The organism is Shimia marina, from assembly GCF_001458175.1.
GTDB classification, from domain to species: Bacteria; Pseudomonadota; Alphaproteobacteria; order Rhodobacterales; family Rhodobacteraceae; genus Shimia; species Shimia marina.
Map to the genome: position 1 here is coordinate 200365 of NZ_CYPW01000027.1, position 26235 is coordinate 226599.

30 protein-coding genes are annotated in these 26235 nt (G+C 54.4%); 13 read left to right on the top strand and 17 right to left on the bottom strand.

What is annotated here, in order from left to right; genetic code table 11:
- Nucleotides 1-71 precede the first annotated feature (71 nt).
- Both SHM7688_RS13675 and puuE read right to left on the bottom strand, forming a co-directional pair.
- Nucleotides 72-560 (bottom strand): ureidoglycolate lyase, encoded by a 489-nt coding sequence (locus SHM7688_RS13675; protein WP_058240499.1) that lies wholly within the window; start codon nucleotides 558-560, stop codon nucleotides 72-74.
- Nucleotides 557-1972, bottom strand: coding sequence for an allantoinase PuuE (gene puuE, locus SHM7688_RS13680; RefSeq protein ID WP_058240500.1), 1416 nt, complete (start codon nucleotides 1970-1972; stop codon nucleotides 557-559). The genes SHM7688_RS13675 and puuE overlap by 4 nt, the downstream gene beginning before the upstream one ends.
- A 153-nt stretch (nucleotides 1973-2125) precedes the next feature.
- Here puuE and uraH point away from each other — a divergent pair, with 153 nt between their 5' ends.
- Nucleotides 2126-2482 (top strand): hydroxyisourate hydrolase, encoded by a 357-nt coding sequence (gene uraH, locus SHM7688_RS13685; protein ID WP_058240936.1) that lies wholly within the window; start codon nucleotides 2126-2128, stop codon nucleotides 2480-2482.
- Here uraH and SHM7688_RS13690 read toward each other — a convergent pair.
- On the bottom strand, nucleotides 2479-3405 hold the full coding sequence (locus SHM7688_RS13690; RefSeq protein ID WP_058240501.1) for a LysR family transcriptional regulator: 927 nt from the start codon (nucleotides 3403-3405) through the stop codon (nucleotides 2479-2481). The genes uraH and SHM7688_RS13690 overlap by 4 nt on opposite strands.
- A gap of 114 nt (nucleotides 3406-3519) precedes the next feature.
- Here SHM7688_RS13690 and SHM7688_RS13695 point away from each other — a divergent pair, with 114 nt between their 5' ends.
- The 3 genes from SHM7688_RS13695 to SHM7688_RS13705 all read left to right on the top strand — a co-directional run bounded on the left by SHM7688_RS13695 (nucleotide 3520) and on the right by SHM7688_RS13705 (nucleotide 6159).
- Nucleotides 3520-4752: a urate hydroxylase PuuD gene (locus SHM7688_RS13695; RefSeq protein WP_058240502.1), complete on the top strand. Its 1233-nt coding sequence runs from the start codon at nucleotides 3520-3522 to the stop codon at nucleotides 4750-4752.
- 67 nt (nucleotides 4753-4819) lie between these two features.
- Nucleotides 4820-5473: a phosphoglycolate phosphatase gene (gene gph / locus SHM7688_RS13700; protein WP_058240503.1), complete on the top strand. Its 654-nt coding sequence runs from the start codon at nucleotides 4820-4822 to the stop codon at nucleotides 5471-5473.
- 107 nt (nucleotides 5474-5580) lie between these two features.
- On the top strand, nucleotides 5581-6159 hold the full coding sequence (locus SHM7688_RS13705; protein ID WP_144432588.1) for a PA14 domain-containing protein: 579 nt from the start codon (nucleotides 5581-5583) through the stop codon (nucleotides 6157-6159).
- Between the two features lie 105 nt (nucleotides 6160-6264).
- Here the strand turns inward: SHM7688_RS13705 and SHM7688_RS13710 are convergent, their stop codons facing one another.
- On the bottom strand, nucleotides 6265-6939 hold the full coding sequence (locus tag SHM7688_RS13710) for a hypothetical protein (RefSeq protein ID WP_058240505.1): 675 nt from the start codon (nucleotides 6937-6939) through the stop codon (nucleotides 6265-6267).
- 43 nt (nucleotides 6940-6982) lie between these two features.
- Entirely contained in the window at nucleotides 6983-7729 is a 747-nt protein-coding gene (locus tag SHM7688_RS13715) for a hypothetical protein (protein ID WP_058240506.1), read from the bottom strand.
- A gap of 173 nt (nucleotides 7730-7902) precedes the next feature.
- On the opposite strand from SHM7688_RS13715, the gene SHM7688_RS13720 reads away from it, so the two are divergent.
- Nucleotides 7903-8781 (top strand): WcbI family polysaccharide biosynthesis putative acetyltransferase, encoded by an 879-nt coding sequence (locus tag SHM7688_RS13720; RefSeq protein ID WP_058240507.1) that lies wholly within the window; start codon nucleotides 7903-7905, stop codon nucleotides 8779-8781.
- A 12-nt stretch (nucleotides 8782-8793) separates the two neighbouring features.
- Here SHM7688_RS13720 and SHM7688_RS13725 read toward each other — a convergent pair whose 3' ends face one another.
- Entirely contained in the window at nucleotides 8794-9207 is a 414-nt protein-coding gene (locus SHM7688_RS13725; protein WP_058240508.1) for a hypothetical protein, read from the bottom strand.
- 568 nt (nucleotides 9208-9775) lie between these two features.
- Nucleotides 9776-11734, bottom strand: coding sequence for a DNA topoisomerase IV subunit B (gene parE / locus SHM7688_RS13730; RefSeq protein WP_058240509.1), 1959 nt, complete (start codon nucleotides 11732-11734; stop codon nucleotides 9776-9778).
- 281 nt (nucleotides 11735-12015) lie between these two features.
- Here parE and ppk2 point away from each other — a divergent pair, with 281 nt between their 5' ends.
- Together ppk2 and SHM7688_RS13740 are read left to right on the top strand one after the other, a co-directional pair.
- The gene (gene ppk2 / locus SHM7688_RS13735; RefSeq protein WP_223229195.1) at nucleotides 12016-12984 is read left to right on the top strand and encodes a polyphosphate kinase 2; all 969 of its coding nucleotides are present in this window, start codon (nucleotides 12016-12018) and stop codon (nucleotides 12982-12984) included.
- 173 nt (nucleotides 12985-13157) lie between these two features.
- Nucleotides 13158-14561 (top strand): MATE family efflux transporter, encoded by a 1404-nt coding sequence (locus SHM7688_RS13740; RefSeq protein ID WP_223229194.1) that lies wholly within the window; start codon nucleotides 13158-13160, stop codon nucleotides 14559-14561.
- Nucleotides 14562-14582: 21 nt separating this feature from the next.
- On the opposite strand, the gene SHM7688_RS13745 is transcribed toward SHM7688_RS13740, so the two are convergent.
- The gene (locus tag SHM7688_RS13745; protein ID WP_058240511.1) at nucleotides 14583-14987 is read right to left on the bottom strand and encodes a hypothetical protein; all 405 of its coding nucleotides are present in this window, start codon (nucleotides 14985-14987) and stop codon (nucleotides 14583-14585) included.
- A gap of 23 nt (nucleotides 14988-15010) precedes the next feature.
- Complete coding sequence (locus tag SHM7688_RS13750; protein ID WP_058240512.1) at nucleotides 15011-16213, bottom strand: pyridoxal phosphate-dependent aminotransferase; 1203 nt, start codon at nucleotides 16211-16213, stop codon at nucleotides 15011-15013.
- An 86-nt stretch (nucleotides 16214-16299) separates the two neighbouring features.
- On the opposite strand from SHM7688_RS13750, the gene SHM7688_RS13755 reads away from it, so the two are divergent.
- The 3 genes from SHM7688_RS13755 (at nucleotide 16300) to SHM7688_RS13765 (ending at nucleotide 17595) form a co-directional block, all read left to right on the top strand.
- Nucleotides 16300-16716 carry a helix-turn-helix domain-containing protein gene (locus SHM7688_RS13755; protein ID WP_223229193.1) on the top strand — a complete coding sequence of 139 codons (417 nt, stop codon included), beginning with the start codon at nucleotides 16300-16302 and terminating at the stop codon, nucleotides 16714-16716.
- 2 nt (nucleotides 16717-16718) lie between these two features.
- Nucleotides 16719-17006: an FAD assembly factor SdhE gene (locus tag SHM7688_RS13760; RefSeq protein WP_058240513.1), complete on the top strand. Its 288-nt coding sequence runs from the start codon at nucleotides 16719-16721 to the stop codon at nucleotides 17004-17006.
- Nucleotides 17007-17097: 91 nt separating this feature from the next.
- Nucleotides 17098-17595 carry a MarR family winged helix-turn-helix transcriptional regulator gene (locus SHM7688_RS13765; protein ID WP_188128099.1) on the top strand — a complete coding sequence of 166 codons (498 nt, stop codon included), beginning with the start codon at nucleotides 17098-17100 and terminating at the stop codon, nucleotides 17593-17595.
- Nucleotides 17596-17856: 261 nt separating this feature from the next.
- On the opposite strand, the gene SHM7688_RS13770 is transcribed toward SHM7688_RS13765, so the two are convergent.
- A complete protein-coding gene (locus SHM7688_RS13770) occupies nucleotides 17857-18285 on the bottom strand; it encodes a VOC family protein (RefSeq protein WP_058240515.1) in 429 nt (142 codons plus the stop codon).
- A 229-nt stretch (nucleotides 18286-18514) separates the two neighbouring features.
- Here SHM7688_RS13770 and SHM7688_RS13775 point away from each other — a divergent pair, with 229 nt between their 5' ends.
- Nucleotides 18515-19294 (top strand): thymidylate synthase, encoded by a 780-nt coding sequence (locus SHM7688_RS13775; RefSeq protein ID WP_058240516.1) that lies wholly within the window; start codon nucleotides 18515-18517, stop codon nucleotides 19292-19294.
- A gap of 3 nt (nucleotides 19295-19297) precedes the next feature.
- A complete protein-coding gene (locus tag SHM7688_RS13780) occupies nucleotides 19298-19774 on the top strand; it encodes a dihydrofolate reductase (RefSeq protein ID WP_058240517.1) in 477 nt (158 codons plus the stop codon).
- A gap of 490 nt (nucleotides 19775-20264) precedes the next feature.
- On the opposite strand, the gene SHM7688_RS13785 is transcribed toward SHM7688_RS13780, so the two are convergent.
- On the bottom strand, nucleotides 20265-20471 hold the full coding sequence (locus SHM7688_RS13785; protein WP_058240518.1) for a cold-shock protein: 207 nt from the start codon (nucleotides 20469-20471) through the stop codon (nucleotides 20265-20267).
- Nucleotides 20472-20680: 209 nt separating this feature from the next.
- On the opposite strand from SHM7688_RS13785, the gene SHM7688_RS13790 reads away from it, so the two are divergent.
- Nucleotides 20681-20995: an ArsC/Spx/MgsR family protein gene (locus tag SHM7688_RS13790; protein ID WP_058240519.1), complete on the top strand. Its 315-nt coding sequence runs from the start codon at nucleotides 20681-20683 to the stop codon at nucleotides 20993-20995.
- A 59-nt stretch (nucleotides 20996-21054) separates the two neighbouring features.
- On the opposite strand, the gene SHM7688_RS13795 is transcribed toward SHM7688_RS13790, so the two are convergent.
- From SHM7688_RS13795 to thrS, 6 genes are all read right to left on the bottom strand, one after another.
- Nucleotides 21055-21579: a DoxX family protein gene (locus SHM7688_RS13795; RefSeq protein WP_058240520.1), complete on the bottom strand. Its 525-nt coding sequence runs from the start codon at nucleotides 21577-21579 to the stop codon at nucleotides 21055-21057.
- A gap of 12 nt (nucleotides 21580-21591) precedes the next feature.
- On the bottom strand, nucleotides 21592-22344 hold the full coding sequence (locus tag SHM7688_RS13800; RefSeq protein WP_058240521.1) for an HvfC/BufC N-terminal domain-containing protein: 753 nt from the start codon (nucleotides 22342-22344) through the stop codon (nucleotides 21592-21594).
- Nucleotides 22341-23198, bottom strand: a complete 858-nt coding sequence (gene bufB, locus SHM7688_RS13805) for an MNIO family bufferin maturase (protein ID WP_058240522.1) — start codon at nucleotides 23196-23198, stop codon at nucleotides 22341-22343. Before bufB ends, SHM7688_RS13800 begins: the two co-directional genes overlap by 4 nt.
- Before the next feature lie 10 nt (nucleotides 23199-23208).
- Entirely contained in the window at nucleotides 23209-23511 is a 303-nt protein-coding gene (locus SHM7688_RS13810; RefSeq protein WP_058240523.1) for a BufA1 family periplasmic bufferin-type metallophore, read from the bottom strand.
- Nucleotides 23512-23641: 130 nt separating this feature from the next.
- Nucleotides 23642-23947 (bottom strand): BufA1 family periplasmic bufferin-type metallophore, encoded by a 306-nt coding sequence (locus tag SHM7688_RS13815; RefSeq protein ID WP_058240524.1) that lies wholly within the window; start codon nucleotides 23945-23947, stop codon nucleotides 23642-23644.
- Nucleotides 23948-24189: 242 nt separating this feature from the next.
- On the bottom strand, nucleotides 24190-26139 hold the full coding sequence (gene thrS, locus SHM7688_RS13820) for a threonine--tRNA ligase (protein WP_058240525.1): 1950 nt from the start codon (nucleotides 26137-26139) through the stop codon (nucleotides 24190-24192).
- Nucleotides 26140-26235: the final 96 nt, after the last annotated feature.

Sequence of the window (26235 nt, forward strand, 5' to 3'; positions counted from 1 at the left end):
CGGTCGTTGCGCCCTGCTGTTTCTTTGAACAGCTTTATGGCTTTCGATCAGGGTTTCCCTGATCTTAGCGTTTAATCCGACACGATTTCATAGGGCGTGTCGAACCAAAATTCTTCTAGGTTCGCGCTATCGCCTATACGGTCCACAACGGCAAAGAGGCGGGGCGCGGAGAGCGGCGTTAAAACGCCATGCCATGTATTTCTGTGAAAGTTGATGCCCTGTCCCGGTGCGGTAAGGAATGCTTGCGGCACTCCGGGTTGTCCGCCCAAATCTTCAGCAACAATGACCAGAAATGCATGTTCACTCATCGGTATGAAAGCTTGCGACCCCTCCGGGTGCCGCTCAACCATGTCGAGTGTGTAAGGGAGGCTGCGTGGCGTCGCACTGAACAGGGAAATGCCGGCGCAACCTTCAGGGCCAAAATCCAGCTTTGCCAGATCGTGGTGGCGCCCGCACATGCCTTGGTTGATGATTTTATCCGCAGTGTCCTTCAATGCGATCACGTCTCCGAAGGGCGCGAACAGCTCTTTGGTCAGAGTACGAACCTGGATTTGCGTCATGGCAGAACGTCCAGCAGACGGAATTCCGCGATGCGTTCTACCTGACGGCACGCTTCGTCAAACTCCGCCTCGCTGTCATTGGCGATACGTGTTTCAAAAGCCGCCATGATAGAGGCTTTGGTGTGATCCCGTACTGCGATGATAAATGGGAAACCATGTTTTGCGACATAATCGGAGTTGAGTGTGGTGAATTTTTCGCGTTCTGCATCCGTCAACATGTCCAGGCCCGCGCTCGCCTGTTCTGATGTGCTTTCAGTGGTTAAGCGCCCGGCTGCGGCCAGTTTTCCGGCCAAATCGGGGTGCGCCAGCAAAACGCCTAGGCGTTCTTCTTCACTGGCTGAGCGGAACATGCGGCAAAGCGCATTGTGAACACCTGCGGCACAATCATGGGCGGGGCCGAGTTCCAACTCAAACGCCCGCTCTGCAATCCATGGAGAGTGTTCGAAGATACCGCCAAAACGCTCGATAAACCGGGCTTTGTCCATTTGGCTTGGGCGCTCCATACGGGCAGCGGGGTGCGTTGTTTGCCAATGTTTGGCAATCTCCAGCCGTCGTGGCGTCCAGACGCTGTCAAAGCCTTGAATGTAGGAAATGAACTGTTTCAAAGCCGCGAGTTTTCCCGGGCGCCCCACAAGACGGCAATGCAACCCAATGGACATCATCTTGGGCGCGCCGTCTTCGCCTTCGGCATAGAGCACGTCAAAGGCATCCTTAAGGTAGGTGTAGAAATCCTGCCCGGTGACCCAGCCGGGGGCGGTGGCAAAGCGCATATCATTGGCTTCAAGCGTGTAGGGGATAATCAGTTGATCCCGATCCTCAACTTCCAGCCAATAAGGCAGATCGTCATCATAGGTGTCAGAAATATAGTCAAAGCCACCTTCTTCTGCGACCAGACGCACGGTGTTTTCAGAGCATCTGCCCGTATACCAGCCTCTTGGGCGTTCACCGACCACTTCGGTATGTAATCGCACAGCTTCTGCGATGGCGGCGCGTTCTTCGGCTTCGGGCATGTCTTTGTGTTCGACCCATTTGAGGCCGTGGCTGGCGATTTCCCAATCCGCGGCTTTCATGGCCGCGACTTGTTCGGGATTGCGGGCCAAGGCCTGTGCCACGCCATAGATCGTGACGGGAATATCGGCGCCAGAGAACAGTCGATGCAAGCGCCAGAAGCCCGCACGCGCGCCATATTCATAGATCGATTCCATATTCCAGTGGCGTTGTCCGGGCCATTGTGCCGCGCCGGGAATGTCTGACAGAAACGCTTCTGAGGCGGCGTCACCGTGCAGCACACAGTTTTCTGCACCTTCCTCATAGTTGAGCACAAATTGAACGGCGATTTTCGCACCATTTGGCCAGGCGGCATGCGGTGCATTGGGGCCGTAGCCCCGCATGTTGCGGACGTAACGTGTCACGTGGATGGCTCCCTCGGAATTCTGTCATTATGTTCTATCTAAAGAAAATACGTAGGACTTTCTTTTTATTCATGAAAGAGTTGTTGGCACTGTGGCTCTGCTCAAACGGTATGCAGGCGCGTTAGAAAAAGACAAAATATGGAAGGACGCAACATGGCCGGATATTTGACAACCCATGTCTTGGACACCGCGCGAGGATTGCCCGCAGAGGGCATTCGTATTGAGCTTTATCGACTCACGGAAAACGCCCGCGACAAAATTGCCGAGACGGTCACCAACGACGATGGCCGAACTGATGCGCCGATTTTGCCCAAAGACGATTTTAAAACAGGATCTTATGAGTTGGTCTTCTATTGCGGTGACTACCTGCGCTCGACAGGGCAAGCAGGAGCTGCGCCTCTGTTTCTGGATGAGGTCCCCATCCGGTTCGGAATGGCGGATGCCGAGGCGCATTACCATGTTCCACTCTTGCTGTCGCCTTACGGGTATTCCACCTACCGAGGGAGTTAAGTGTCTTTGTCAGGTTGGCTGGCAAGCAGAGCTGCTTGAACGCGTGGGGCCATAAAGTCGATCAGGAGCCGTGTTTTCGGGTCCTGATGGCGTCGATGTGTATAGAGCAGCGCCATCTGGATGGGGATGGGCGGCGTTTCTTGAAGTACTGGCACCAAGGCGCCGGAAGAGAGGTGTTCGGCAATTTCAAAGGCCGGTTTGAGCGTGATCCCATATCCATCCAGCGCCCAATTTGTCAGCACATCGCCATCATCTGACTCAAATGGACCTTTGACGGCAAATCTTTGAAGGCCGTCCTCGGTCTGAAGCGGCCATTGGAACTCTGGCGCGCCGGGGTAGCGCAGATTTAGACAGTCATGCGTACCATTGGTGAGCTCATGGGCTGAGGCTGGTAGGCCGCGTCGCTTTATGTAGTCAGGGGCGGCGCAGAGTAGGCGCGGACAGTCAGCAATCTTCTTGATGCGCAAAGTGCTGTCTTCTGGCACGCCAAGGAAAAACGCGACATCCAGACCTTCGGCCGTCAGATCCAGTTTGCGGTCTGAGAGACGTAGTCGAAGGTCTATCAGAGGGAATTCCTTTTTAAATTCAGGTATAAGCGGCGCAATCAGTCGTCGCCCCACGCCCAGCGGAGCTGCGATATGCAAAAGGCCTCGTGGGCTTTGTGTGATGGAGTTGACGGCGGCTTCCGCTTCATCAATCGCCGCCAAGATCTTGCAGGCTCCCTCGTAAAATGTATTGCCCTGTTCTGTGGGATTGAGCTGCCGCGTTGTGCGATGAAACAGTCGAACACTCAGATAATCCTCAAGCTGCGAAATACGTGAGGAGGCAACCGCAGCTGAAATGCGTTGATCTCGGGCGGCCGCAGACATGCTGCCCAGTTCGTAAACGCGCACAAATGTGCGGATATTGTCGATGTAGGACATGGTTTTGTCTTTAGCTATCTTCAGGATATTCTTGAAGCTGTTCGGAGTTTTTCACGATAGAGAAGAAAACCGAGGGACGCTAGCGTGCGGCAGCAACTAAAATGAGAGATAGCTATGAATGAATTTGCAATCATGTGGGATTGGATGGCCTTTGCGGTGCGTTGGCTGCATGTGATTACGGCAATCGCATGGATTGGGTCTTCATTCTATTTCATTGCCTTGGATCTCGGTCTGCGCAAAGCCCCGAACCTGCCAGTTGGGGCGCATGGCGAGGAGTGGCAGGTGCATGGAGGTGGGTTCTACCACATCCGCAAATTTCTTGTGGCACCGGAAGCGATGCCTGAGCATCTGACGTGGTTCAAATGGGAAAGCTACTCGACGTGGCTCAGCGGAGCTGCGCTGTTGATGATCGTCTATTGGGCGGGCGGAGAGCTTTATCTGATTGATCAGAACAAGGCGGAGTTGGCGCTTTGGCAAGGGATCTTCATTTCGGCGCTTTCCCTAAGCATTGGCTGGCTTGTCTATGATTTTCTTTGTAAATCTCCCCTAGGCGAGTACCCGACCATCTTGATGGTTTTGCTGTTCGGGCTGCTGGTAGCAATGGGCTGGGGCTACAATCAAATTTTCACCGGACGCGCCATGATGCTGCACCTTGGCGCATTCACCGCAACCATTATGACCGCAAATGTGTTTTTCATTATTATGCCGAACCAGCGCATTGTGGTGAAAGACTTGCAGGAAGGGCGCACACCTGATCCCAAGTATGGCAAGATCGCGAAGTTGCGTTCCACCCATAACAACTATCTGACCCTGCCTGTGGTTTTCCTAATGTTGTCAAACCACTATCCTTTGGCTTTTGCCACCGAATACAATTGGCTCATTGCGGCACTGGTGTTTCTGATGGGCGTCACCATCAGGCATTTTTTCAACACGATGCATGCACATAACAAACCTCCGTATTGGACATGGTTGGTGACGGCGATCCTGTTTATCCTCATTATGTGGCTGTCGACTGCGCCGCTGTCCCAAAGTGATCTTGAGGACGAAGAAGCGCGTGCCATGACCGCATCTGAGCAGATGTTTGCAGAGGCGGAAGGGTTTGAAAATGTGACAGATATTGTCCTGGGCAGGTGCTCCATGTGCCATGCGCGCGAGCCTGGCTATGACGGTATCCATCGTGCACCGAAGAATGTTCTGCTTGAAACCCCGACCGAGATCGCCGCTGCGGCCCGCGCGATTTATTTGCACTCTGGCGTGAGCGAGGCGATGCCCCCTGCAAATGTCAGTTGGATGGAGCCAGAAGAACGGCGTGCCATTGTGGCTTGGTTCAGGGACGCGAGCAGCTGATTGGGCTGCCTTGCCATTTCTACAGAAGGTTGCTCTTGTGCCTTTGAGAAAATCAAGGGACTGCAGAATGCTGAAGATGGTTGTTTTTGATCTGGATGGCACATTGGTGGACAGTGCCGCAGACATACAGGTCTCCGTCAATCAGATGCTTAAGGAAGAGGCTTTGCCACCTCTGGATCTTCCTACGGTAATTTCTTTTGTTGGTAACGGTTTACCTGCGCTAGTGGAGCGTGTGATTGCCCATTTTAGTCTTAAAGAGAGTGATCTTCAGCGTTTAACGCGGCGTGTTTTGGAGATTTACAGCACTTCTGATTACACGCACACGACGGTCTATGATGGCGTCGTTGCAAGCTTGCAGGATCTGAAAAACCGCGGGATTGCGCTCGCTGTTTGTACCAACAAACCAGAAGTTCCAGCGCGCCACGTGCTTCAAGCGACTGGATTGGAAAGATTTTTTGATACTGTGGTCGGGGGCGATACGCTCCCCGTAAGAAAACCCGATCCATTGCCTCTCACAACTGTTGTGGGGGAAGTTGCCATGGCGGATGTCCTTTATGTTGGGGATAGTGAAGTTGACGCGCAAACCGCAGTCAGTGCAGGTGCGAAGTTTGCTTTGTTTACCGAAGGTTACAGAAAGTCCGCTGTATCAGAAATTCCACACGATTTTGCGTTTTCGAACTGGCGCGATTTTTGCAAAGTGGCAGGCAGTTCACTTTGTTAACTCGTCTGTTTGCGAGGCAATTGATGCGTTTTGGAACTGTTACTTGCCCTGCTCAAACTATGCTTCTAGGCTGATTTTGAAGGAATAATTTTGAGGGGGAACTCAAAGTGAAGTCACTTTTGGGCAAGATCTTGGCGGCTGCTGCATTGTTTGTTGGCACAACAGCTTCTGCGGAGATCATTAATCTGACACCAGCCGATCCACAGCCGACAGGGCTTAAGCAAGGTCTGTCCGTGGTCTATGCGGTCAATGATCGGAAAGTGCGTACTCTGGGGCCAGCAAAGCGCCGCATTGAGCGCTTTGGCGAGCCCGGTAAGCCTTTGGCTGGGTTGAATTATCCGGATAAAGGGAAAGATGCGGAAGTTCTCACCTCAGGGCGGTCTATATTGGTGTCTGCTATGGTGAATGGCTACATCAAATTTCCGGCTGCGGGCACCTATGGTGTCGAGTTCTATACAAATGACGGTGCCCAGATCTGGATCAGCGGGCAAACCGTTGGAAAGCTGGATAAAGTTACCGCTTGTGCAAGCGCAGGTCGACCTCAGGTAAACGTGCCGAAAGCGGGGTGGTATGACATTCAGGTGTTGTATTTCCAGAAGGAAGGTACGGCCTGTTTTGAAAGCGAATGGACACCACCGGGTGGTAAGCGTCAGCTGATCCCGGACAGTGCATTCGGGTATAAATGAAAAGGGGGGCAATGGCCCCCTTTTTTACGCGCTGTTTATCGTCTGTATCGCGTCAGTATTGCATCGGTATCACGTTTGTTTTTGTCGGTGAAAAGACCGACAACACTAACGGCAGATCCCCTCGATCTTCACGCCATCCCACGGCAGGGTGACGGCCTGAACCTGAGGCAAGTCGTCCACGGGGAAATGGTCGTCAAGCAAGTTGCGCAGGCGGTTTGTGCGGGGCGCTTCGGGATCAAGCAATGCGCAGCAGAGGTACTCTTCGACAACCGCTGCCTGCTGTTCATAGCCGTAGTCCAAAAACGTTTCGGCGGATGACTCCTCGAATTGGTAAGGGTCGACGCCGCGCTTGTGTTCCTGAGCTGCCTGCCATGGAGTATATCCCGTGACGTCCCGGTGTTGCCATTGCCAGACGTGTGTCATCTCATGAGCAAAGAACAATGCGGCGCTCATATGAAGCTTTTCCGGATACTCTGGCAGATAATCGGGCAGGGACCAGCCTTCTGAGGTGAAGAGCTTGTTGAAAAGCACAACACCTGCGGCGGAGGCCGTGATGGTTTTTTCTTTGGGCTCCGGGTTGATCCGCTCCCGACAGGCCAGACGTGGGCGTTTCTGATAGGTGAAAGTGGCGACGCCAAGCGGCGCGTTTTGACTGATGCGGATCGGAGTCGTATTCAGCGTCTCGCCTTGGACATCGGCGATGAAGGCTTTCTCACCTTCCGTGAGACTGCGGCCGCAGGAGATCAGAGCGAGTGAGAGAACAAAGGGCCAGATGCGCATGTCACGACGTTAGCAGCCCCTTTTTCGTGAACAAGGTGAGAAATTACACCAGCCCGTCAATTGTACGCCCAAGACGAAATGGCGCGGCAAAGGCCACGAGGCAAACAGCAATGGACTGTAAAATGAGAAGGGCACGGCCCGATTGAAGGACGTCCCATGCTCTACGCAGGCTCTCGATCTCAGCGATGAGTGCGTCATAGGTCAGAGCCAAAACCCGATAGTCTGCGGCAATTTCCGGGCGGGTGGGTTCCAGATGTTCCAGGGCCATCACTGTTGGCACGTCGCGGGTGTCGAATGCGAGAAACTCTGCGGCCTCCAGCTCGGCGGCGGCCTTTTCCATCGCAGCACGCTCACGTGCCCGACCAAAGAGCAGTGTGAACCCCTCAAGAGGTGCCGTGCGCTCGGTAACAGAGACAAAAAGCGGCAAGGCGGTGTTGCCTGCGGAGCTGGCGGAAAGATATTCTACCTTTTCGCAGAGCTTGATCAAATCCGCGTCTTTTGACCCCACGCAGTAGCGCAGGCGGAAGCGGGCGGCATCAGCATCAAAGGCGCGGCTGGCGGTATAGGCCACGGTCACCTGACGATTGAGGGCTGTGCTATCATCCTGATAGATCCCGACAGCAATAGCAACAACCGCGCCGAGACCACCAAGGGCCACCCAAATGACATCGGCGACCTCCCATGCCTTTGATCGATGGGCGAACTTGAACAGCAGCAGCGCACCGATGCTGCCAATAGCAAAGCAAAGCAGGATCAAAGGCAGTTGATAGAGGTTGATGAAGTCGACCATGGGATGAACCTAGCATCTAAAGGTTGTAACAGGGATCACAGGTGGGTCAGCGCCGGATAGTGTAGCAGCCTTCGCGCTTCGCGTCTTTCCTTGCGGCTTTGGCTTCCGTATAGATTGACCTAATTGCAGGCTTAAGTCGCTTTCGGGCGCGGGTATTTGAATTGAGGTTGTATATGATGAAATTATTGTCGATCACCAATTGTCAGGGGCCAGCGCTGTTCTGGCGTTTTCTTAAGCCTGGGGCAGCTGATTTTGATGCGCGGTTTCATTTTTTACGTCCAATTCAGGTACATTTGTTGACCGCTCAAGATGCAGAGAATGCGGCCAAGGTCATTGATGAAGCGGATGTCATTGTGGCGCAGCCCATCGTGCGCTCACCCGTAGATGCGGTCAAATATGATAATCTCAAAGCGCTTTGTGCCACGCAGGGAAAACAGCTTTTTACCATTCCTGCACTGCATTTCTCCGGGCAGTTCGCGTTGGAGCGCACATGTGTCTGGGATAATGCCTATCCATTTGGGCGGACCGAAGATGAAGCTCTGGTGCGGCTGTTTGCGGCAGGGGCTTCGGTGGAAGAGGCCGCGCGGTTCTATCATGAAGAGCCGCTTATGAGCCGTGCAGAGCTGTTGGCGCAGATGGACCGTGCTGTGGATGAGTTTCGCACGCGCGAAGAGAGCTTTGACTATGATATCGCCATGTCTGGATTTTACAGCGACAACTGGCGCAAGGCGCGGCTGCATCATGTGAAAGCGCATCCGACGGCCTATGTTTATCGTGATCTATCGATCAAAGTGGCCGAAATGCTTGGATTGAATGATTTTGATCTGGCCCGTGCAGAGGGGGCTTTGGGCAACAATCAATTTGAACTGCCCCTGAAGCGTTGGGTGATGGACGCCCTCGATATGGAGTTTGAGCAGCGCGATGATGTGGCGCTGTTTCACAATGAGGCCATTCCATTCACGCAGTTGATCGAGACGCTCTGGCAGTATTATGAAACGCAGGGACGCGAGGCTGTGGAGCGGTCTTTGCCGCAGGAAATTCTCAACGTCTGACAGGGCTGCGCCTTATCGCGGTGTGGGCGCCAGCCGTTCCCCCGCCATGCACTCGCCGAAGTGATAGTCATAAAAGTGCTGATCCTGCGCTGCGCCAGCTTCTGAGCCGATGGCGGCGCCGATCATGCCAAAGGCCTCGGCCTGTTTGCGATCTCTTGTGCCAATGTAGCCAAGCCCCTCGCCAAGGGTGGTGCCGGTACGGCTGCCTTGCTCTGTGCCGCGCATACCGGAGGCCGCGCGGGCGTATTGATCACAGAAGATCTCGGTGCGCGGTTGATCTTGCGGCCATTGATGCAGGTCCGGCGTCTGGCGTTTGGGAGACGCAGGATGGGAGAGATGGTTGTTTTGATAGCGTTCACTGTCCGCACGTGCTTGGGCGAGGGCCGAGGAGGGCAGCAGAAGGACGAAGAGGAGGATCAGACGCATGGGCGGAGTTTGGCAGTGAGGCGGCGCAGGAGCAAGCCGTAGGGTGCGCATTTAGGCGCACCGTTGTGGGTGGAGCGCGCGGAGTGTGTCAGGCAGAGGCCGAGGATCTGGATCCGACGCATGAGCGGAGTGAGGCAGGGGAGGCCACACTGCACGATGTCATAGTGAGATTTTCCTGACTTGTGAGCGTGTGGGGTATCGTCTTTAAGTTGTGAACTTTTAACTTAAGGAAGATTAACGTGAAGACTTTGACTATCGTGGTCGCAGCGATCCTTGCGACAACAGGGCCCAGTGATGCTTTGACGCCCAAGATGATTGTTTCAATGACAACAGATGGTGCGGTGCAGCATGGAGGCGGATGCCGCAAAAGTTCCCCGCCCGGTCAGTGCTGTCATGCAGGTAAGCAGCCGTATCATTGTCACTAAGTAGGCCGTAGGGTGCGCATTTATGCGCACCGTTGTCGGGGGGATCAGTGGCGTGTGGCGTTGAAAGGATGGTGCGCAGTGAATGCGCACCCTACGGGAGGCAGTGCCCTGAGTAGGCTGGTTCCCATTTTCGTTCTGGCCATTTACACATCCAACTCCTCCACAAATCGGGCATTTTCCTGAATGTACTGGAAGCGTTTTTCGGGCTTTTTGCCCATCAGATCTCCCACCAGCGCGTCGGTTTCGCCGGGTTCGTCCTCGTCAATTGTCACGCGGATCAGTTTGCGGGAATTTGGATCCATCGTGGTCTCTTTGAGGTCTTTGGCATCCATCTCGCCCAGACCTTTGAAGCGGCTCACGTCGATTTTGCCTTTGCCGCCGAGGCCCTTTTCCAGCCACTCGTTTTTCTCGGCCTCATCCACACAGTAGACACGTTTTGCGCCCTGGGTGAGGCGGAAGAGCGGGGGGCAGGCCATGTAGAGGTGGCCCGCGTCGATCATTGGGCGCATCTGGGTGTAGAAGAAGGTCATTAGCAGCGCGGCGATGTGGGCGCCGTCCACATCCGCGTCGGTCATGATGATGATCTTGTCATAACGCAGATCGTCGACGTTGAATTTGGTGCCAAGCCCGACGCCAAGCGCCTGGGTCAGGTCGTTGATTTCCTGATTGGTGCCAATCTTGGAGCTGGCCGCGCCAAGCACGTTGAGGATCTTACCGCGCAGGGGCAAGAGCGCCTGTTTCTTGCGATCGCGTGCCATTTTGGCAGAGCCACCCGCGGAGTCCCCCTCGACGATGAAAAGCTCGGTGCCTTCGCGGTTGGTGGCAGAACAATCCACCAGCTTGCCGGGCAGGCGCAGCTTCTTGGTGGCGGTTTTGCGGGCGGTTTCTTTCTCCTGACGGCGGCGCAGGCGCTCTTCGGCGCGCAGCACGAGGAAGTCGAGGATCGCGCCGGCGGATTTGGTGTCGGCGGCCAGCCAGTTGTCAAAGTGGTCGCGCACGGCGTTTTCCACCAGACGCTGGGCCTCCACTGTGGCGAGGCGGTCTTTGGTCTGGCCGACAAATTCGGGTTCGCTGATGAAGCAAGAGACCAGCGCGCAGCCGCCGGTGATCAGATCGTCGCGGGTGATCTGGGCGGCTTTCTTGTTGTTCACCAGCTCGCCGTAAGCCTTGATGCCTTTGAGCACGGCGGCCCAGAAGCCCGACACATGGGTGCCGCCTTCTGGCGTGGGGACGGTGTTACAGTAAGACTGGATGAAGCCGTCGCGGGACGGGGTCCAGTTGATGGCCCATTCGACCTTGCCCGGCGTGTTGAAGCGCTCCTGAAAATCCACGGTGCCCGCAAAAGGCTGTTCGGCGTAGGTGGTCGCCTTGTCCATGGTTTCTTTGAGATAATCCGCCAGACCGCCGGGGAAGTGGAAGGTGGCCTCTGTTGGGGTTTCGCCATCGTCAATGTGGGTTTTCCAACGGATTTCAACGCCCGAGAAGAGATAAGCTTTGGAGCGTATCGACTTGAAAAGACGGGCAGGTTTGAAACGGTGGGAGCCAAAGATCTGCTCATCCGCGTGAAAAGTCACGGTTGTGCCACGGCGGTTGGGCGCTGCGCCGACTTTCTCGACTTTGCCCTGCGGAATGCCACGAGAGAAACGCTGCTCATAGAGCTCTTTGTTGCGCGCAACCTGCACAACCATTAAGTCCGAGAGCGCATTCACCACGGAGGCACCCACGCCATGCAGACCGCCCGAGGTCTGATAGGCTTTGCCAGAGAACTTGCCGCCCGCGTGCAGGGTGCAGAGAATGACCTCCAGAGCCGATTTGTCTGGGAACTTGGGGTGGGGATCCACTGGGATGCCACGCCCGTTGTCGCGCACCGTCAGGGAATAGTCCTCATGCAGCTCGACCTCGATGCGATTGGCGTGGCCTGCCACGGCCTCGTCCATCGAGTTGTCGAGGATCTCAGCGACCATGTGGTGCAGCGCGCGCTCATCGGTGCCGCCGATATACATGCCCGGACGTTTTCGGACAGGTTCCAGCCCCTCAAGGACTTCAATGGAAGAGGCGTCGTAATCGGTCGGCTGGGTTTCGGCCAGAAGGTCGTTGGGCATTCGCGGGCTGCTCTTGTTGGTGTTGCTTGGGGGGCATTATGTCAGGGCGTCGCGTGAGGGGGAAGGGGGGAAAGCATATGCGAGCCTTTGGCTGAGGCCAGATGCGCTGTCGCGCGTATGGGCAGTATAGATGTGGTGCGCCGTGGCGGTGCTCGTGCAATTTCAGAAAGCGGTCGCGTAAAAGGTGTATGGAATGTGACAGTTTCTTGACGTGTATCAAGGTGCGTTGTGGGCGGTGGTGTTACGTGCAGGTCAAACACCGTTGTAATCAGGAGACGCATATGACCACACCTACCGAAGCCGCGATGATGGAGCAGAAAGTTGAGACCACAGCGGAGGTACAGGGCACCGTAGATACAGCTGTCAAAGACAGTGCGCCGGCCTCTCCTCGCAATGTGACGGCTGAGGAGCTGCGTCGCTCTTTTGAGAAGGGCGAGTATCCCTATGCAAAGAAACTGTCGCGCCGTGCCTATGAAGCGGAAAAGGCCAAGTTGCAGGCCGAACTGCTCAAGGTACAGTTGTGGGCTCAGGAGACTGGTCAGAAGTTTGTCATGCTTTTTGAGGGGCGCGACGCGGCCGGTAAAGGTGGAACGATCAAGCGTTTTACCGAGCATTTGAATCCTCGTAATGCACGGGTTGTTGCGTTGAACAAGCCAACCGATGAAGAGCGTGGCCAATGGTACTTCCAGCGCTATATTGATCACCTGCCGACGGCTGGCGAAATGGTCCTGTATGACCGCAGCTGGTACAATCGCGCCGGTGTTGAGCGGGTCATGGGGTTCTGTGAACCTGGCGAATATCTGGAGTTTATGCGCCAGACACCTGAGCTTGAGCGGATGCTGGTGCGCTCTGGGATCCGTCTTTACAAATATTGGTTCTCGGTCACGCAAGACGAGCAAGCACGCCGGTTCAAATCCCGTGAGACCGATCCTTTGAAGCAGTGGAAACTGAGCCCCATTGATAAGGCGTCGCTCTCAAAGTGGGGTGACTACACCGAAGCCAAAGAGGCGATGTTCTTCTATACAGACACAGCGGATGCGCCTTGGACCGTGATCAAATCCAACGATAAGAAGCGCGCGCGTTTGAACTGTATGCGCCATTTCTTGAGCACATTGGACTATCCGGGCAAGGATCTTGATGTCGCACAGCCTGCGGATCCTTTGATTGTAAATACGGCTAGCCATGTGATTCACCAGTCAGAGCACATTCTGGGCTCTGCATTGCATCCAGACAGCAGAAAAGTTCGCTGATTGGTTTGATTACGCAAAGGCAGCCAAAGCTTTAAAGCTTTGGCTGTCTGGCAATGTTCGGTGATTTAAGCCGCGTTGGCGCATGACGTGATGGCCAGTCGATACATTTGATGACATTGAACATGTTCAACAGCTCTCTTGCTCTGTTCAAATAACAGGCATAAGGCTGACGTATGAACACGCCAGTACAGAACTTCAAGCCGACGCCGATGCCCACCGCAGATCATGTACGGGCCTTGCTGCGTCTCGGACTGCCCTTGATTGGTGGGCATGTTGCTCAGTTTGCCATCGGGCTGACGGACACAATCATGTTGGGCTGGTATTCGGTTGAGTCTCTGGCTGCGGTTGTGCTGGGCAGCACATTTTTCTTTGTGATCTTTATCCTTGGGTCTGGCTTTGCAATTGCTGTGATGCCTTTGGTTGCGGAAGCGGATGCTGAAGGTGATGAGCAGGCTTTGCGTCGGGTGACGCGCATGGGGCTTTGGCTGTCGTTGATCTTCGGCGTGATAGTGCAACCCCTTTTCTTCTTGTCACAACCGATCCTCCTTGGGCTACAACAAGAACCGGAAGTGGCCGAGCTTGCACAGGCTTATTTGCGTATCGCTGGGCTGGGTCTGATCCCGGCGCTTTTGGTGATGGTGTTGAAGTCCTATTTGGCTGCGCTTGAGCATACCAGCGTGGTGTTCTGGGTCACACTTGCTGCTGTGCCTGTGAATGTTGTTGTCAATTACGGTTTGATCTTTGGCAATTGGGGACTGCCTGAAATGGGCGTGCGCGGTGCGGCGATTGCCTCCATAATTGTGCAGTTTGTGTCGCTGGCAGGTGTGATCCTTTACGCGGTGCGCGCCTTGCCTCAACATGTGCTGTTTGCACGGATCTGGCGTCCTGATTGGGAAGTCTTTGCGCAGGTGTTTCGCCTTGGTCTGCCGATTGGTTTGACCAATTTGGCGGAGGTGGGCTTGTTTGCGGCCTCGTCTTTGATGATGGGGTGGCTGGGCACCATTCCTCTGGCGGCACATGGCATTGCCCTCCAATTGGCCAGCCTGGCCTTCATGGTACATCTCGGTTTGTCCAATGCGGCAACTGTGCGGGCCGGGAATGCGCTGGGACGAAAAGATGCTGATCATATGGCGCGTGGCGCGTGGGTTGCGATCGTCATGTCACTTTCGATCGCATTTATCGCTGTGACGCTATTCCTGCTGTTTCCAGAACAACTGCTGGGGTTGTTCATCGATCCTGAAGAAACACAGCGGGAGGCCATTCTCGCGATTGGTGTCGGGCTGCTTTATACTGCGGCCCTGTTTCAGGTGGTTGATGGCGCGCAGGTCATGGCCTTGGGGTTGTTGCGGGGGGTGCAGGACACACGTGGTCCGATGGTGATTGCTGCGGTGAGCTACTGGATCATCGGCGTGCCTTGTGCCTATGTGCTCGGCTTTGTGGTTGGCCTAGGCGGGCAGGGGGTCTGGCTGGGGCTTGTGGTCGGTCTGACTGCGGCGGCCATTTTGTTGATGGCACGGTTCTGGATCACGGATCTGAGCCGTTTGCGCAAACGCTTTGCCGAAGGAAAAAGCGGCTAAGACTGCGACGAAAAGTGCGCGCTATTTTCCCTTCAGAAGCCGATCGGCCTTCTTTCGGACCAATACGGATCTGAGATCGTGCATCGTCAGTAAAAGGGCATCGGTGACGTCTTCAAGCTGCTCAGGCGTTGCCTTGGACTGTGCCCATTGCGCCGTCAGATTGAGGTGATCCACCGTGCGCAGAATATCGTCAATGTCACGGCGCGCAAGCAAGGCGCGCCGCTCCTCCATCCACTCCTGAATTGCCGTCTGGTCTTCTGCCGAGAGTTTGCGATCCCCTTGCGGTTTTACGTCACCATTTTTGACGTTCACCACGGCGATCTGATCCATCTCAATACGACGATGGCGATTTTGGGTGTCAACGCGAAACACCATTGCGCCATTTTCCCGTATCCGGAAGTAGTAATCTGGCAGGTCGCCACTCATGATGAAGTCCTCATGGTCCGGTATTAGGTTAGGGATGCACAGAAATCCTGAATGCGTTCGCAGGCAGTTTTGAGTGCTTCGTCTGATGTAGCGTAGCTTACTCGGAAGTTCGGAGAAAGGCCGAAGGCTGCCCCGAACACAACGGCCACATCAGCCTCTTCGAGCAGGGCATTGGCAAAGGCTTCGTCACTGTCGATCACAGTGCCTTTGGGTGTTTTCTTCCCGATCAAACCCGCAATAGAGGGATACACGTAAAAAGCGCCCTCTGGTGTGGGGCAGGAAATCCCGTCTATTGCGCCGAGCATGTCAACGACGAGGTTACGCCGCCGCTTGAACGTCTCATTGTTGGGGGCCAGAAAGTCTTGTGTCCCGTTCAGAGCTTCTACCGCCGCCCATTGGCTGATTGAACAAGGATTCGATGTACTTTGGCTCTGCACTTTGCGCATCGCCGCGATGAGCTCCACCGGGCCCGCCGCATAGCCAATGCGCCAGCCTGTCATCGAATATGCTTTCGACACGCCATTGCATGTCAGGGTGCGCTCGTAGAGGCGCGGCTCGATTTCGGCAGGTGTGCAGAACTCAAAGCCGTCATAAGCGAGATGCTCGTACATATCGTCCGTCATGATCCAGACATGAGGGTGGCGCATCAGCACATCGGTGAGCTGTTTGAGCTCTTCGCGTGAGTAGCCCGTACCTGTTGGATTGGACGGGGAGTTGAAGATGAACCATTTGGTTTTGGGGGTGAGGGCTGCTTCAAGTTGATCTGCCGTCAGCTTGAAGTTGGTCTGCAAAGAGGTTTCTGCAATCACGGGCGTCCCCCCGGCGAGAAGCACCATATCGGGGTAGCTGACCCAGTAGGGCGCAGGGATGACAACTTCATCTCCCTCATTCAGCGTTGCCATGAGGGCATTGTAAAGCGTCTGCTTGCCGCCTGTACCAACCGAGATTTGTGCAGGTACGTATTCCAAGCCGTTATCGCGTTTTAGTTTTGCGCAGATTGCCTGCTTCAATTCCGGAATACCGTCCGGCGCAGTGTATTTTGTCTTACCAGCAGCAATTGCCGCAACGGCAGCGTCTTTAATGTTCTGCGGCGTATCAAAGTCCGGTTCGCCTGCGCTGAGGCCAATCACGTCACGCCCGGCCGCCTTCAGTTCGGCGGTCTTTGCTGTCATCGCGATGGTTGGAGAGGGCTTCACGCGGGAAAGTGTGTTAGACAGGAAAGACATGATCAGGGCCTCGTTTGTAATCGGTGCTCTCATGTCTTAGGGTGCGCGGGAATGCCGTTCAAGAAAGAAGCGCCGGAGAGCCGAAAATGCCCCAAGATCAAGTAGAAGAGATGCCGGAACAGGCGCTTTCTGAAGACTATTGGTACGGAGGCGACGTTGCGACCTTCGGCGATCGCCTTGCGGCGGCACGGGAAGCAGCCGGGCTCAAGCCCGGTGAGTTCGCCAAACGGCTTGGCGTCAAGAAAAGTACCATCATAGCTTGGGAAGAAGACCTGAGCGAGCCGCGCGCCAACAGGTTGTCCATGATGGCAGGGCTTTTGAATGTTACTGTGGGATGGCTTTTGACCGGAGATGGTGAAGGTGTTGACCTTTCCGATGGGAGCGACAGTTCAGAGGCCGGTCTGGTTGCCATTATGACGGAAATTCGCAATATTCGCATGAGTATGAAGCGCGATCTTGAGCGTTTGGCACGGCTGGAAAAGTCGCTGCGCAAAAAGGTTTGAACATGTCTGATCTGTCCCAGTCCCAGCCGCAGGAAACTTACGAGAATCGTCTCAAGCGGATGAAAATGCGTTCGATGCGCCGTGGCATAAAAGAAATGGATATCATTCTGGCGCGTTTTGCCGATGAAAACCTTGCAGAAATGGATGCACAGGCTCTGGATCTGTATGATGCTCTTTTGCATGAAAATGATCAGGATTTATATCAATGGGTTACGGGGCAAAAGCCCGCCCCTGATGCCTATGATGGATTGATTTCGCGCATTTCTACGACGATCAGCGGGCCAAATTGACGCGAATTTGTGACGTCTTTTGGATGGTTTAACCTATTGTTGGGCTTTTTCCGTCAGTCTTGTTCCTTAGATAAGCTGACGGAGTAAAAGAATGAGCTTTCATTCATCAATGGAAAACGGGACAGAGCAGTCGTTCATGGCTGACTATCTGGACTCGTTGGCGCTTGTTGAGCGTCTTCACCGGCTTTTGCTGGATGTGATCAAGGATGAGTTCGAGCGGGTTGGTGTGATAGAGATCAACGCAGTGCAGGCGCTGCTGTTGTTCAATATCGGCGACAATGAAGTGACCGCAGGCGAACTGAAAACACGCGGATACTATCAGGGCTCTAATGTGAGCTACAACCTCAAGAAACTTGTGGATGCAGGCTATATGCATCATCAACGCTGCGAGATTGATCGCCGGTCTGTACGCGTGCGTCTCACCGATCGCGGTCGTGAGATCCGTGACGTGATTTCCGCCCTCTTTGCGCGCCATGCGGAAGGGTTGCAGGCCAAAGGTGTGCTCGGAGAAGACGGTATTGAGCAGATCACCCACGCGTTGCGCCGTGTTGAGCGCTATTGGACCGACCAGATCCGATACATTTACTAAGGTCGCCCGGACACCCTAGAACGGGGATTCCGTAGCTTTTGCGCGCCGCCCACAGAAGGGGCAAGGCGCGCCGTTTCCGTTTGTCATTCTATATGTTTTGTAAGCTTTAGAGCTTCAGCCGTTCCCGAAGCCCCGCACGCATCTCTGGGTGTGAAATTTGCTTTGAGGCAAACACAGAAACTACCCTTGCAAGCTTGCGCTGTATCGCAGTTCGCAGCCCTCAAGGGGCTCTCCTGGCTCAATGGCAGCTTGTGCTAGGCATCACCAATGACCGGTACTCTCCATGCTGACCCAAGGTTCAGCGGGAGGTAGGGCATCGCCCTGTTGCAGCAACTCGATGGAAATGTTGTCAGGGGACCGCACAAAAGCCATGCGGCCATCGCGCGGTGGGCGATTGATAACAACCCCGTTGTCGGCGAGATGCTGACACATTTCGTAAATGTTGCCGACTTCATAGGCGAGGTGACCGAAGTGTCGGCTGTCAGATGGCAAGCCTTCATCCCCATCCCAGTTGTAGGTGAGTTCAAGTGGCGCGTCGTGATCGCCATCTGCGGCCAAATACACCAGAGAGAAGCGGCCTTCATCGCTGTCATAGCGCTTGATTTCTTTGAGGCCGAACAGCGCATAAAACGCCATTGAGGCCTCCAGATCCGCAACCCGGACCATTGTGTGAAGGTATTTCACGTGCATGTTGGTTTCCTTTGACTCGTTTCGCCACATAAGACCAGTTAGCGCCAACGTTGGCCAGAGCCTTCGGTGCGGGGCAAACATTTGATCGCTTGCGAAAGAGGGGCATGTGTTTGTTGCTGTCTTCTGGCTTTGCTGCTGAAGACATCGCCTCAAGAAATGGTGGAATAAGTCGTGCAGACTGATATTTGTTCAGGTAAGAAATGCCGCGCAGTTGAGAAAGAGGTGCTAAGTGCAGCAATATCATGATGCTTTGAGCACCATTCTGGAGCACGGAGAACGATCAACAGATCGTACGGGCACTGGGACGATCTCCTACTTTGGTCTACAGGCGCGCTATCCATCTTCGGAAGGTTTTCCTTTGGTGACCACCAAGAAGCTCTACTTGCGTGGGATCATTTACGAGCTGCTTTGGTTCCTCGCAGGGGATACGAACATCAAGTATCTGCAGGAAAATCGGGTCACCATATGGGATGAATGGGCCGATGAAAATGGAGATCTCGGGCCGGTCTATGGTAAGCAATGGCGCGACTTTGGTGGTGTTGACCAAATTGAGACGCTGGTTGAGATGATCAAAACCACGCCTGACAGCCGGCGCCTGATTGTGAGTGCCTGGAATCCGGTGGATGTGCCGAACATGGCGCTACCGCCTTGTCATACGATGTGGCAGGTTCGGGTTTTGAACAACAAGCTGCACCTGCAGCTTTATCAACGTTCCGCGGACATGTTTCTTGGAGTGCCATTCAACATCGCATCTTATGCGATTTTGCAGCATATGTTGGCACATGTCACCGGCTATGAAGTGGGGGATTTCGTGCATTCCATCGGGGATGCGCATATCTACTCCAACCATATGGAGCAGGTGCAGCTCCAGCTTTCACGCAGCCCAAAGGCTTTGCCAGAGTTGAAAATCAAGCGACAGGTGCCTTCGATTTTTGACTTTACCTATGAGGATTTTGAGATTGTTGGATATGATCCTGACCCCGGAATACCGGCCCCGGTGGCGGTATAAGGCATGATTACACTGGTTGTTGCGCGCGCCGAAAATGGAGCAATTGGTCGGGATGGCGATATTCCTTGGCACATTCCTGAGGATCTGAAGACTTTTCAGCGCGAAACCCTTGGTGGCGCGTTGATTATGGGGCGGAATACCTGGGATAGCCTGCCGGTGAAGCCGTTGCCCAAGCGCTTCAACATCGTCGTGTCGTCGCAACCCGATGTTGCAGAATGTGTCGCGCCATCGGTTGCAGATGCGGTGGCACTGGCGACTGCGCAGGGTTATGATCGGATCTACGGCATTGGAGGGGCGGGGATTTACCGCGAAATGCTGGATATCGCACATCGGCTGCTGATCACGGAAGTTGCTATGAAAGTGGATGATGCCGATACATTTTTCCCGGATTTCGACACCAAAAACTGGGATGTGATTTCGCGGCGGCCTTTAGAGGGCGCTCAGATACCGTGTGAGGTCTGCGAGTACATTCGGCGCTGAGACAATTCGTTGAGAAACGGTTTGTCTCTACTCGTGTATTTGACAGGCATCGCGTGCTGGTCCTAGGGTGATTTCCATTAACCAAGTTATTGCTATCACCGGAGCTCATGTCTCATGACGCGCTTTTTTCTTTTGGCCGTTACGGCCCTTGTTACCCTGTCTGCACCGGGCCATGCGCAAAACTGGAGCTCGAATGCTCCGCAAATTGGCCCTGTTAATCAGCCTGAGGGGGTTTTGTTGCATCCTTATCCCGCACGGGAAAACTACTGCCCATACGGGTTGGAGCCTATTACAGTGGGCGGAGTGATTTGCTGTGGCACAGCTAACACATCAGAGCCCTATGTTAATCGAGCCGGACGTTCAGCGTATCGTCATTCAAGCTGCCCTCCGGGCGCCAAGGGGTGCTCCTAATCCTATTGAGCATTGCCCTTAGTCTGACGGCCTCTCAAGTGTGAAAAGGAAAGGGGCGCGTAATTGCACCCCATTCCCATCAAAGCAGTTTGAGTTCGCCGGCCATGTCCCGGCCATCTCGCCCTTGGGTCATTTCAAACTCGACTTTTTGATTGTCGGACAGGCCCTTAAGGCCGGACCGTTCCACAACGGAAATATGTACAAATACATCTTTCCCGCCTTCTTCTGGCTCAATGAATCCAAAGCCTTTGGTGGTGTTAAACCATTTTACGGTACCGCGTGGCATACCGTTCTCCTCTATATTCATTTTAGTCTATCCGGGGACAAAATCCCGGAGGAACAAAAATCTCTTTTCCCGCGTGCATGAAGCGGATTGTTGAAACCAATGCACCCTTCAAAGGATTGCACGCTCTTGTCAAAAATCAAGCAAAACCGCAGTGAAATTTAAAATCAACTCGGCTATGCCGTCTAGGGCGCTGACTAGGAGTGAGAAAGATGACGATCGTCTATGGTCTAAAGAACTGCGATACCTGTCGTAAGGCTATGAAATCTTTAGGAGAGGTGGATTTTGTAGATGTACGAAATACGGGTGTTCCCGAAGAAATTCTAAATTCCGCATATGAGCAATTTCAAGACTCATTGGTGAATAAAAGATCAACCACCTGGCGAAATTTAGGCGAAGATGAGCGCGAAGAGGCCCCAATCTCCCTTTTGATGCGCCATCCGACACTGATGAAACGTCCACTAATTGAGCAAGATGGTAAATTTTTCCTAGGTTGGACGAAAGAAATTGAGGCTGAATTGACCTAAAACGCAAAAGCCCGCGCATCTGCGCGGGCTTTTCGTATTGATGGAGGGTCGGGATTTCCTTATTCTGACGCGCGTTTGCCAAAAATGGCGTCTACAGAAATTGGGCCTGCGCCTTTGAACACGAGTACCGCGAAGAGCAGCACCCACATGGCACGCTGATCAATCAGGCCTTGAGCGCTGTCAAAGAAACCACCCAGCGCAACGCCATGGCCTGTCACATCCACGATGGTTTGTACGATGATAAATCCAATCATCCCGAAAGCGGCGACCCGTGTGAGCAGGCCGATGACGATCAAGACGGGTAAAACAAACTCTGCAATGGTGCCTGCCAGAATGACAATCCGTTGAAAGAAGCTCATTTGGGTTACATCCCAAAGCACAGCTTCTGCGGCTTTCGGGAAGATTTGTCCGAAGGCTCCAGACGAAGGGGAGAAGATTGAGCCGTCAATTTTGAGCAGGGCTGAGTTCCAGAAATAGAAAAACAGGACGGCGACAAAAGTCAGGCGTGCCAATGTCGGTACCAGCCAATCAAGGCGATTCAGCCTATCCAGAAGGTCGGTGTATTGCGAGATAAGGCGTGTCATGAGACTCTCCGGTCAGCTAGGGACGTCAAAAGATGTGAGGGCGTTGCCGGTCAGCAGAAGGCCCAGAGTTGCACCAAGATCAAAACCTTCGTCGGCCTCGGTTCCAAATTCTGCGGCGGTGCCAAGCTTGGCACCCGCCATAAGGGCTGTGACACATTCATATGCGCCGGGTGGCAGCACATGGGGCAGCGGATCATATTCAGGCCGTAGGATCAGCACATCCTGTGCCACTGCCGCAGGCTTGGGGCCATCCTGCATGTTGAAAGCCCAGATGGCGTGGATCGGCCAGGAGGAGCGTTGCACGGAGACGGCTGGGGCGAAATTGGCTGTGATGTCCACCAGCTTATCCTGTGGAATTTCAGCGAGTGTTTCCGGGGCCACACCGGTGCTGTCTGCGGCATGATAGGAACGGCGCAGGCCCAGCTCCAAACGGGCGACATCGCCCAGATAGCCCAAATGCGCCAGAGGTTCGAAGCTCTCCAGAAAAGTTGGGAAGTCAGCACCGTAGTGCATCATCATGGGAGATGTGGGCGGGAACTGCCGCAGAAAAATGCCCGCAATTGCATTGAAATTTTCCTCGCCAAGCAATTTGGCAATGGTTGGAAAGCCTGTAGCGAGCGCTTCGCTGAGCGAAACGGCCACGTTGTTGCGATACACATCAAAACGCCGCCCCGCGGGCTGACCAATGGCATCAGAAAGTCCAAGAGGGCGCTCTTGCGCACCATCAAAGATGGCATCTCGGAATGTGGTCTGCGTGACTGTCATGACATTACCTTTGACAGCGCTTTATCCGCGCGCAGGGCCTCTGCATGCAGAACAGTCCATTCCGGTACATCGGTGTCCCATTCGATCAGAATAGGGCGGGGGCCGGACAGGGACAGCGTATGGTCCAGCAAAGCCCAAACCGGATCCACAACCGGGGCGCCATGGCTGTCGATGAGGAGAGGTTTGCCATGATCATCTTCGTCTTCATCATGGCCGCCGAGGTGAATTTCTCCGACTTTCTCAAGCGGGTAGTCGGCGATGTATTGTTTCGGATCATAGTTCAGATTGGTGGCGGAGACAAAAACGTTGTTTACATCCAGCAACAAACCACAGCCCGTACGATTAGACACTTCGCGCAGAAAATCCGGCTCTGACCATGTGCTTTCGTCAAACGCCAGATAGCTGGAGGGGTTTTCGAGCATCATTTGACGGCCCAGCGTTTCCTGCAGGAGATCAATGTGATCCGCCACACGGTTCAACGTGTCTTGTGTATAGGGCAGGGGCAGCAAATCGTTCAGAAAAGCGCCCTCATGTGTGCTCCATGCAAGATGCTCCGAAAACACAGTTGGGTTCAGCCAATCTACCAGATGTTTGAGGCGGGCGAGGTGATCGGCATCAAGTGCCCCTTCGCCGCCAATCGACAGTCCGACGCCATGTACTGAGATTGGAAAGCGTTCTGACAATTGGCGCAGTTGTGCAATCGGCCGACCGCCATCTCCCATGTAGTTTTCTGCGTGGATTTCCAGCCAGCCCACGGTGCCAGGATTTTCGATCAGGCTGGTATAGTGTTGTGGTTTGTATCCCACGCCTGGTCGGTTTGGCAGGTGATCTGGAGAGTGTTGAGCATCAAACATGGCAGCACCTTTAGGCAGGCAAATCTCTGGTCAGGGCTTCAAGGGAGGGTGTGCGCGGCGTTCCGTCAGCCATATCGGGCAGGTCCAAATTCAAGCAGGTGCCCTCATCAACCAATGTCCAGGCATCGCCTTGATAGTCGACAGTGGAGGTGCCTGCACAAGATGTGCCAGGCCCTGCTGCGCAATCATTTTTTCCGGCTAAGGAAATGCCAAAACACTTTTCTTTCTTGGCCGCTTCAGCAGGTGCTGCCTGAAGTGCAAGAGCAGCTGAAATCGCTCCTAGAACAGAGATTGTCTTGGCGGAATGAGCCATTTGGGGGGTCCTTTATGCTGCAGTTGTGAGTCGTTTGAGATCTGAACTGTCAGCAGTCTATCAAAATTCTGTCGGTTTAGGGGACAGGAGGGCGAAGCCCCGAAACGGGCCGGAGCTTCGCAAAATAGGCTTAGCTCTTTGGCAGGTCGCGATCCAGCACTTCCAGGGAGCCGACGCGGGGTGTGCCGTCTGCCAGTGCGGGCAGTTCCATGTCTACGCAGGTGCCAGCATCAACCAGTTTCCAAGCGTTGCCCTGATAGTCAACGGTGGAGGTGCCGGCGCAGGTGGTGCCTGGACCCGCGGCGCAATCGTTGGCGCCTGCCAGAGACACGCCATAGCATTTTTCTTTGCCTGCTGCAGATGCGGTGGTGGCATGTGCGGTCAGTGCTGCGGCAACGGCGCCTGCTACGGCGATGGTTTTGACAGTCTTGGACATAATATCTCTTCCCTTTGATACGGTTGAACTCGGCCCGCCGCGAAGCTGTTTGCGCCGGGGCATGACCAAACAATAGCCCTGCAATTGTGCATACTTCCAGTAACGGGGCTGTGTGTCACGGATGCGTTAGCAGCCGTTACGGTTTCGTGAAGATTCCAGCGCAGGAAGGTTAGAATTCCCTTAAAATGAAACAGGCGCGCCCGGTTTCCCGTAACGCGCCTGCTGAAATGTTGCAAAAGCTGTTAGGCCAGATCGGGCGGCGTTGCCTCTTGTGACAATTGGCTCACGATTTCGTCCAAAGGCTGGACTTTGCTTTGTTTTTCCCCAAGACGACGGGTGGAAACTGTCCGCTCTTCCACTTCCTTTTTGCCGATGGCAAGGATCACAGGCACTTTGCCGACAGAGTGTTCGCGGACTTTGTAGTTGATCTTTTCGTTGCGCAGGTCAGCTTCGGCGCGCACGCCTGCTGCCTTGAGCGCCTCAACCACTTCCAGACAATAGTCATCTGCATCTGAGACAATGGCGGCGACGACCACCTGACGCGGAGCCAGCCAGAACGGCAGTTTGCCGGCGTGTTCTTCGATCAAGATCCCGATGAAACGTTCAAAGGAGCCGAGTGTCGCGCGGTGTAGCATAATGGGGCGGTGTTTTTCGCCATCTGCACCAATGTAGGTTGCATCAAGACGTTCCGGCAGGTTTGGATCCACCTGCAGTGTGCCGCATTGCCAGTTCCGCCCGATAGCGTCGGTCAGAGTGAATTCAAGTTTTGGACCATAAAAGGCACCTTCGCCTTCCAGGATTTCAAACTCGTGACCAGCCGCGTTGCAGGCATCACCAAGTGCTTTTTCTGCGTAATCCCAGCTTTCCTCTGACCCGATACGCTTTTCGGGGCGTGTGGAGAGCTTGATGGTCCAGTCATGAAAGCCAAGATCGCCATAAATTTCTGCAAGGAAGTCGATGAACTTCTTGGTCTCAGACGTAATTTGATCTTCGGTGCAGAAAATATGGCCGTCATCTTGAGTAAAGCCACGCACACGCATGATACCATGCAATGCCCCTGAGGGCTCATAGCGGGCGCAGGAGCCAAATTCGGCCATTCGCAGAGGCAGATCGCGATACGATTTCAGACCTTGATTGAAGATCTGCACGTGGCAGGGGCAGTTCATGGGCTTAAGCGCGTTGACCGCTTTTTCACGTGCGTGGTCTTCGTCCACTTCGACGATGAACATGTTTTCTTGATACTTGTCCCAGTGACCGGAGGCTTCCCAGAGCTTGCGGTCCACCACCTGCGGTGTGTTGACTTCGACGTAGCCGCCAGAGCTTTGCTTGCGGCGCATGTAGTCTTGCAAGGTTGTGTAGACGCGCCATCCATTTGGATGCCAGAAAATTTGTCCGGGTGCCTCTTCCTGCATATGGAACAGGTTCATTTCGCGGCCCAGTTTGCGGTGGTCGCGTTTTTCGGCCTCTTCCAGCATGTGCAGGTGGGCTTTGAGGTCTTCTTTGTTCTTAAAGGCCAGGCCGTAGATACGTTGCAGCATCTGGCGATCACTGTCACCACGCCAGTAGGCGCCTGCCACGGACATCAGCTTGAAGCCATCTGCCGGGACCTGACCTGTGTGGGCGAGGTGCGGGCCGCGGCAGAGATCCTGCCAGTGGCCGTGCCAATACATGCGCAGAGGCTCGTCACCCGGAATGCTGTCGATCAGCTCCACTTTGTAAGGCTCATTATTGGCCTTGTAGTGTGCAATCGCCCGGTCACGTTCCCAGACTTCGGTGGTCACAGGCTCACGCTTGTTGATGATTTCTTTCATCTTCTTTTCGATGAGACCGAGATCTTCGGGGGTGAAAGGTTCTTCGCGGTCAAAGTCATAGTACCAGCCATGCTCGATCACCGGGCCGATGGTGACTTTGACGTCTGGCCAGATTTCCTGCACAGCGCGGGCCATGATGTGGGCGCAGTCGTGCCGGATCAGCTCCAGCGCTTCGGCGTCATTGTCTTTGAGGGTGTTGATCGCAATGGACGCATCCGCATCAATCGGCCAATGCAGGTCCCAATGCTGGCCATCCACGGTTGCGGAGATGGCTTTTTTGCCAAGGGAGGTGGAAATGGATGCTGCGACCTCAGCAGGGGTCACGCCGCTCTCGTAAGAACGTGCATTGCCATCGGGGAAAGAAAGAGAAATTTCGGCCATCAGCCTCAAGCTCCTCGTCAGTTTGGCGCCCACGGAACGCCCGGTTGCGGGTATATGGTTCGCCCGCTTTCTGAACCTTAGGCCAAGTCAAGTCAA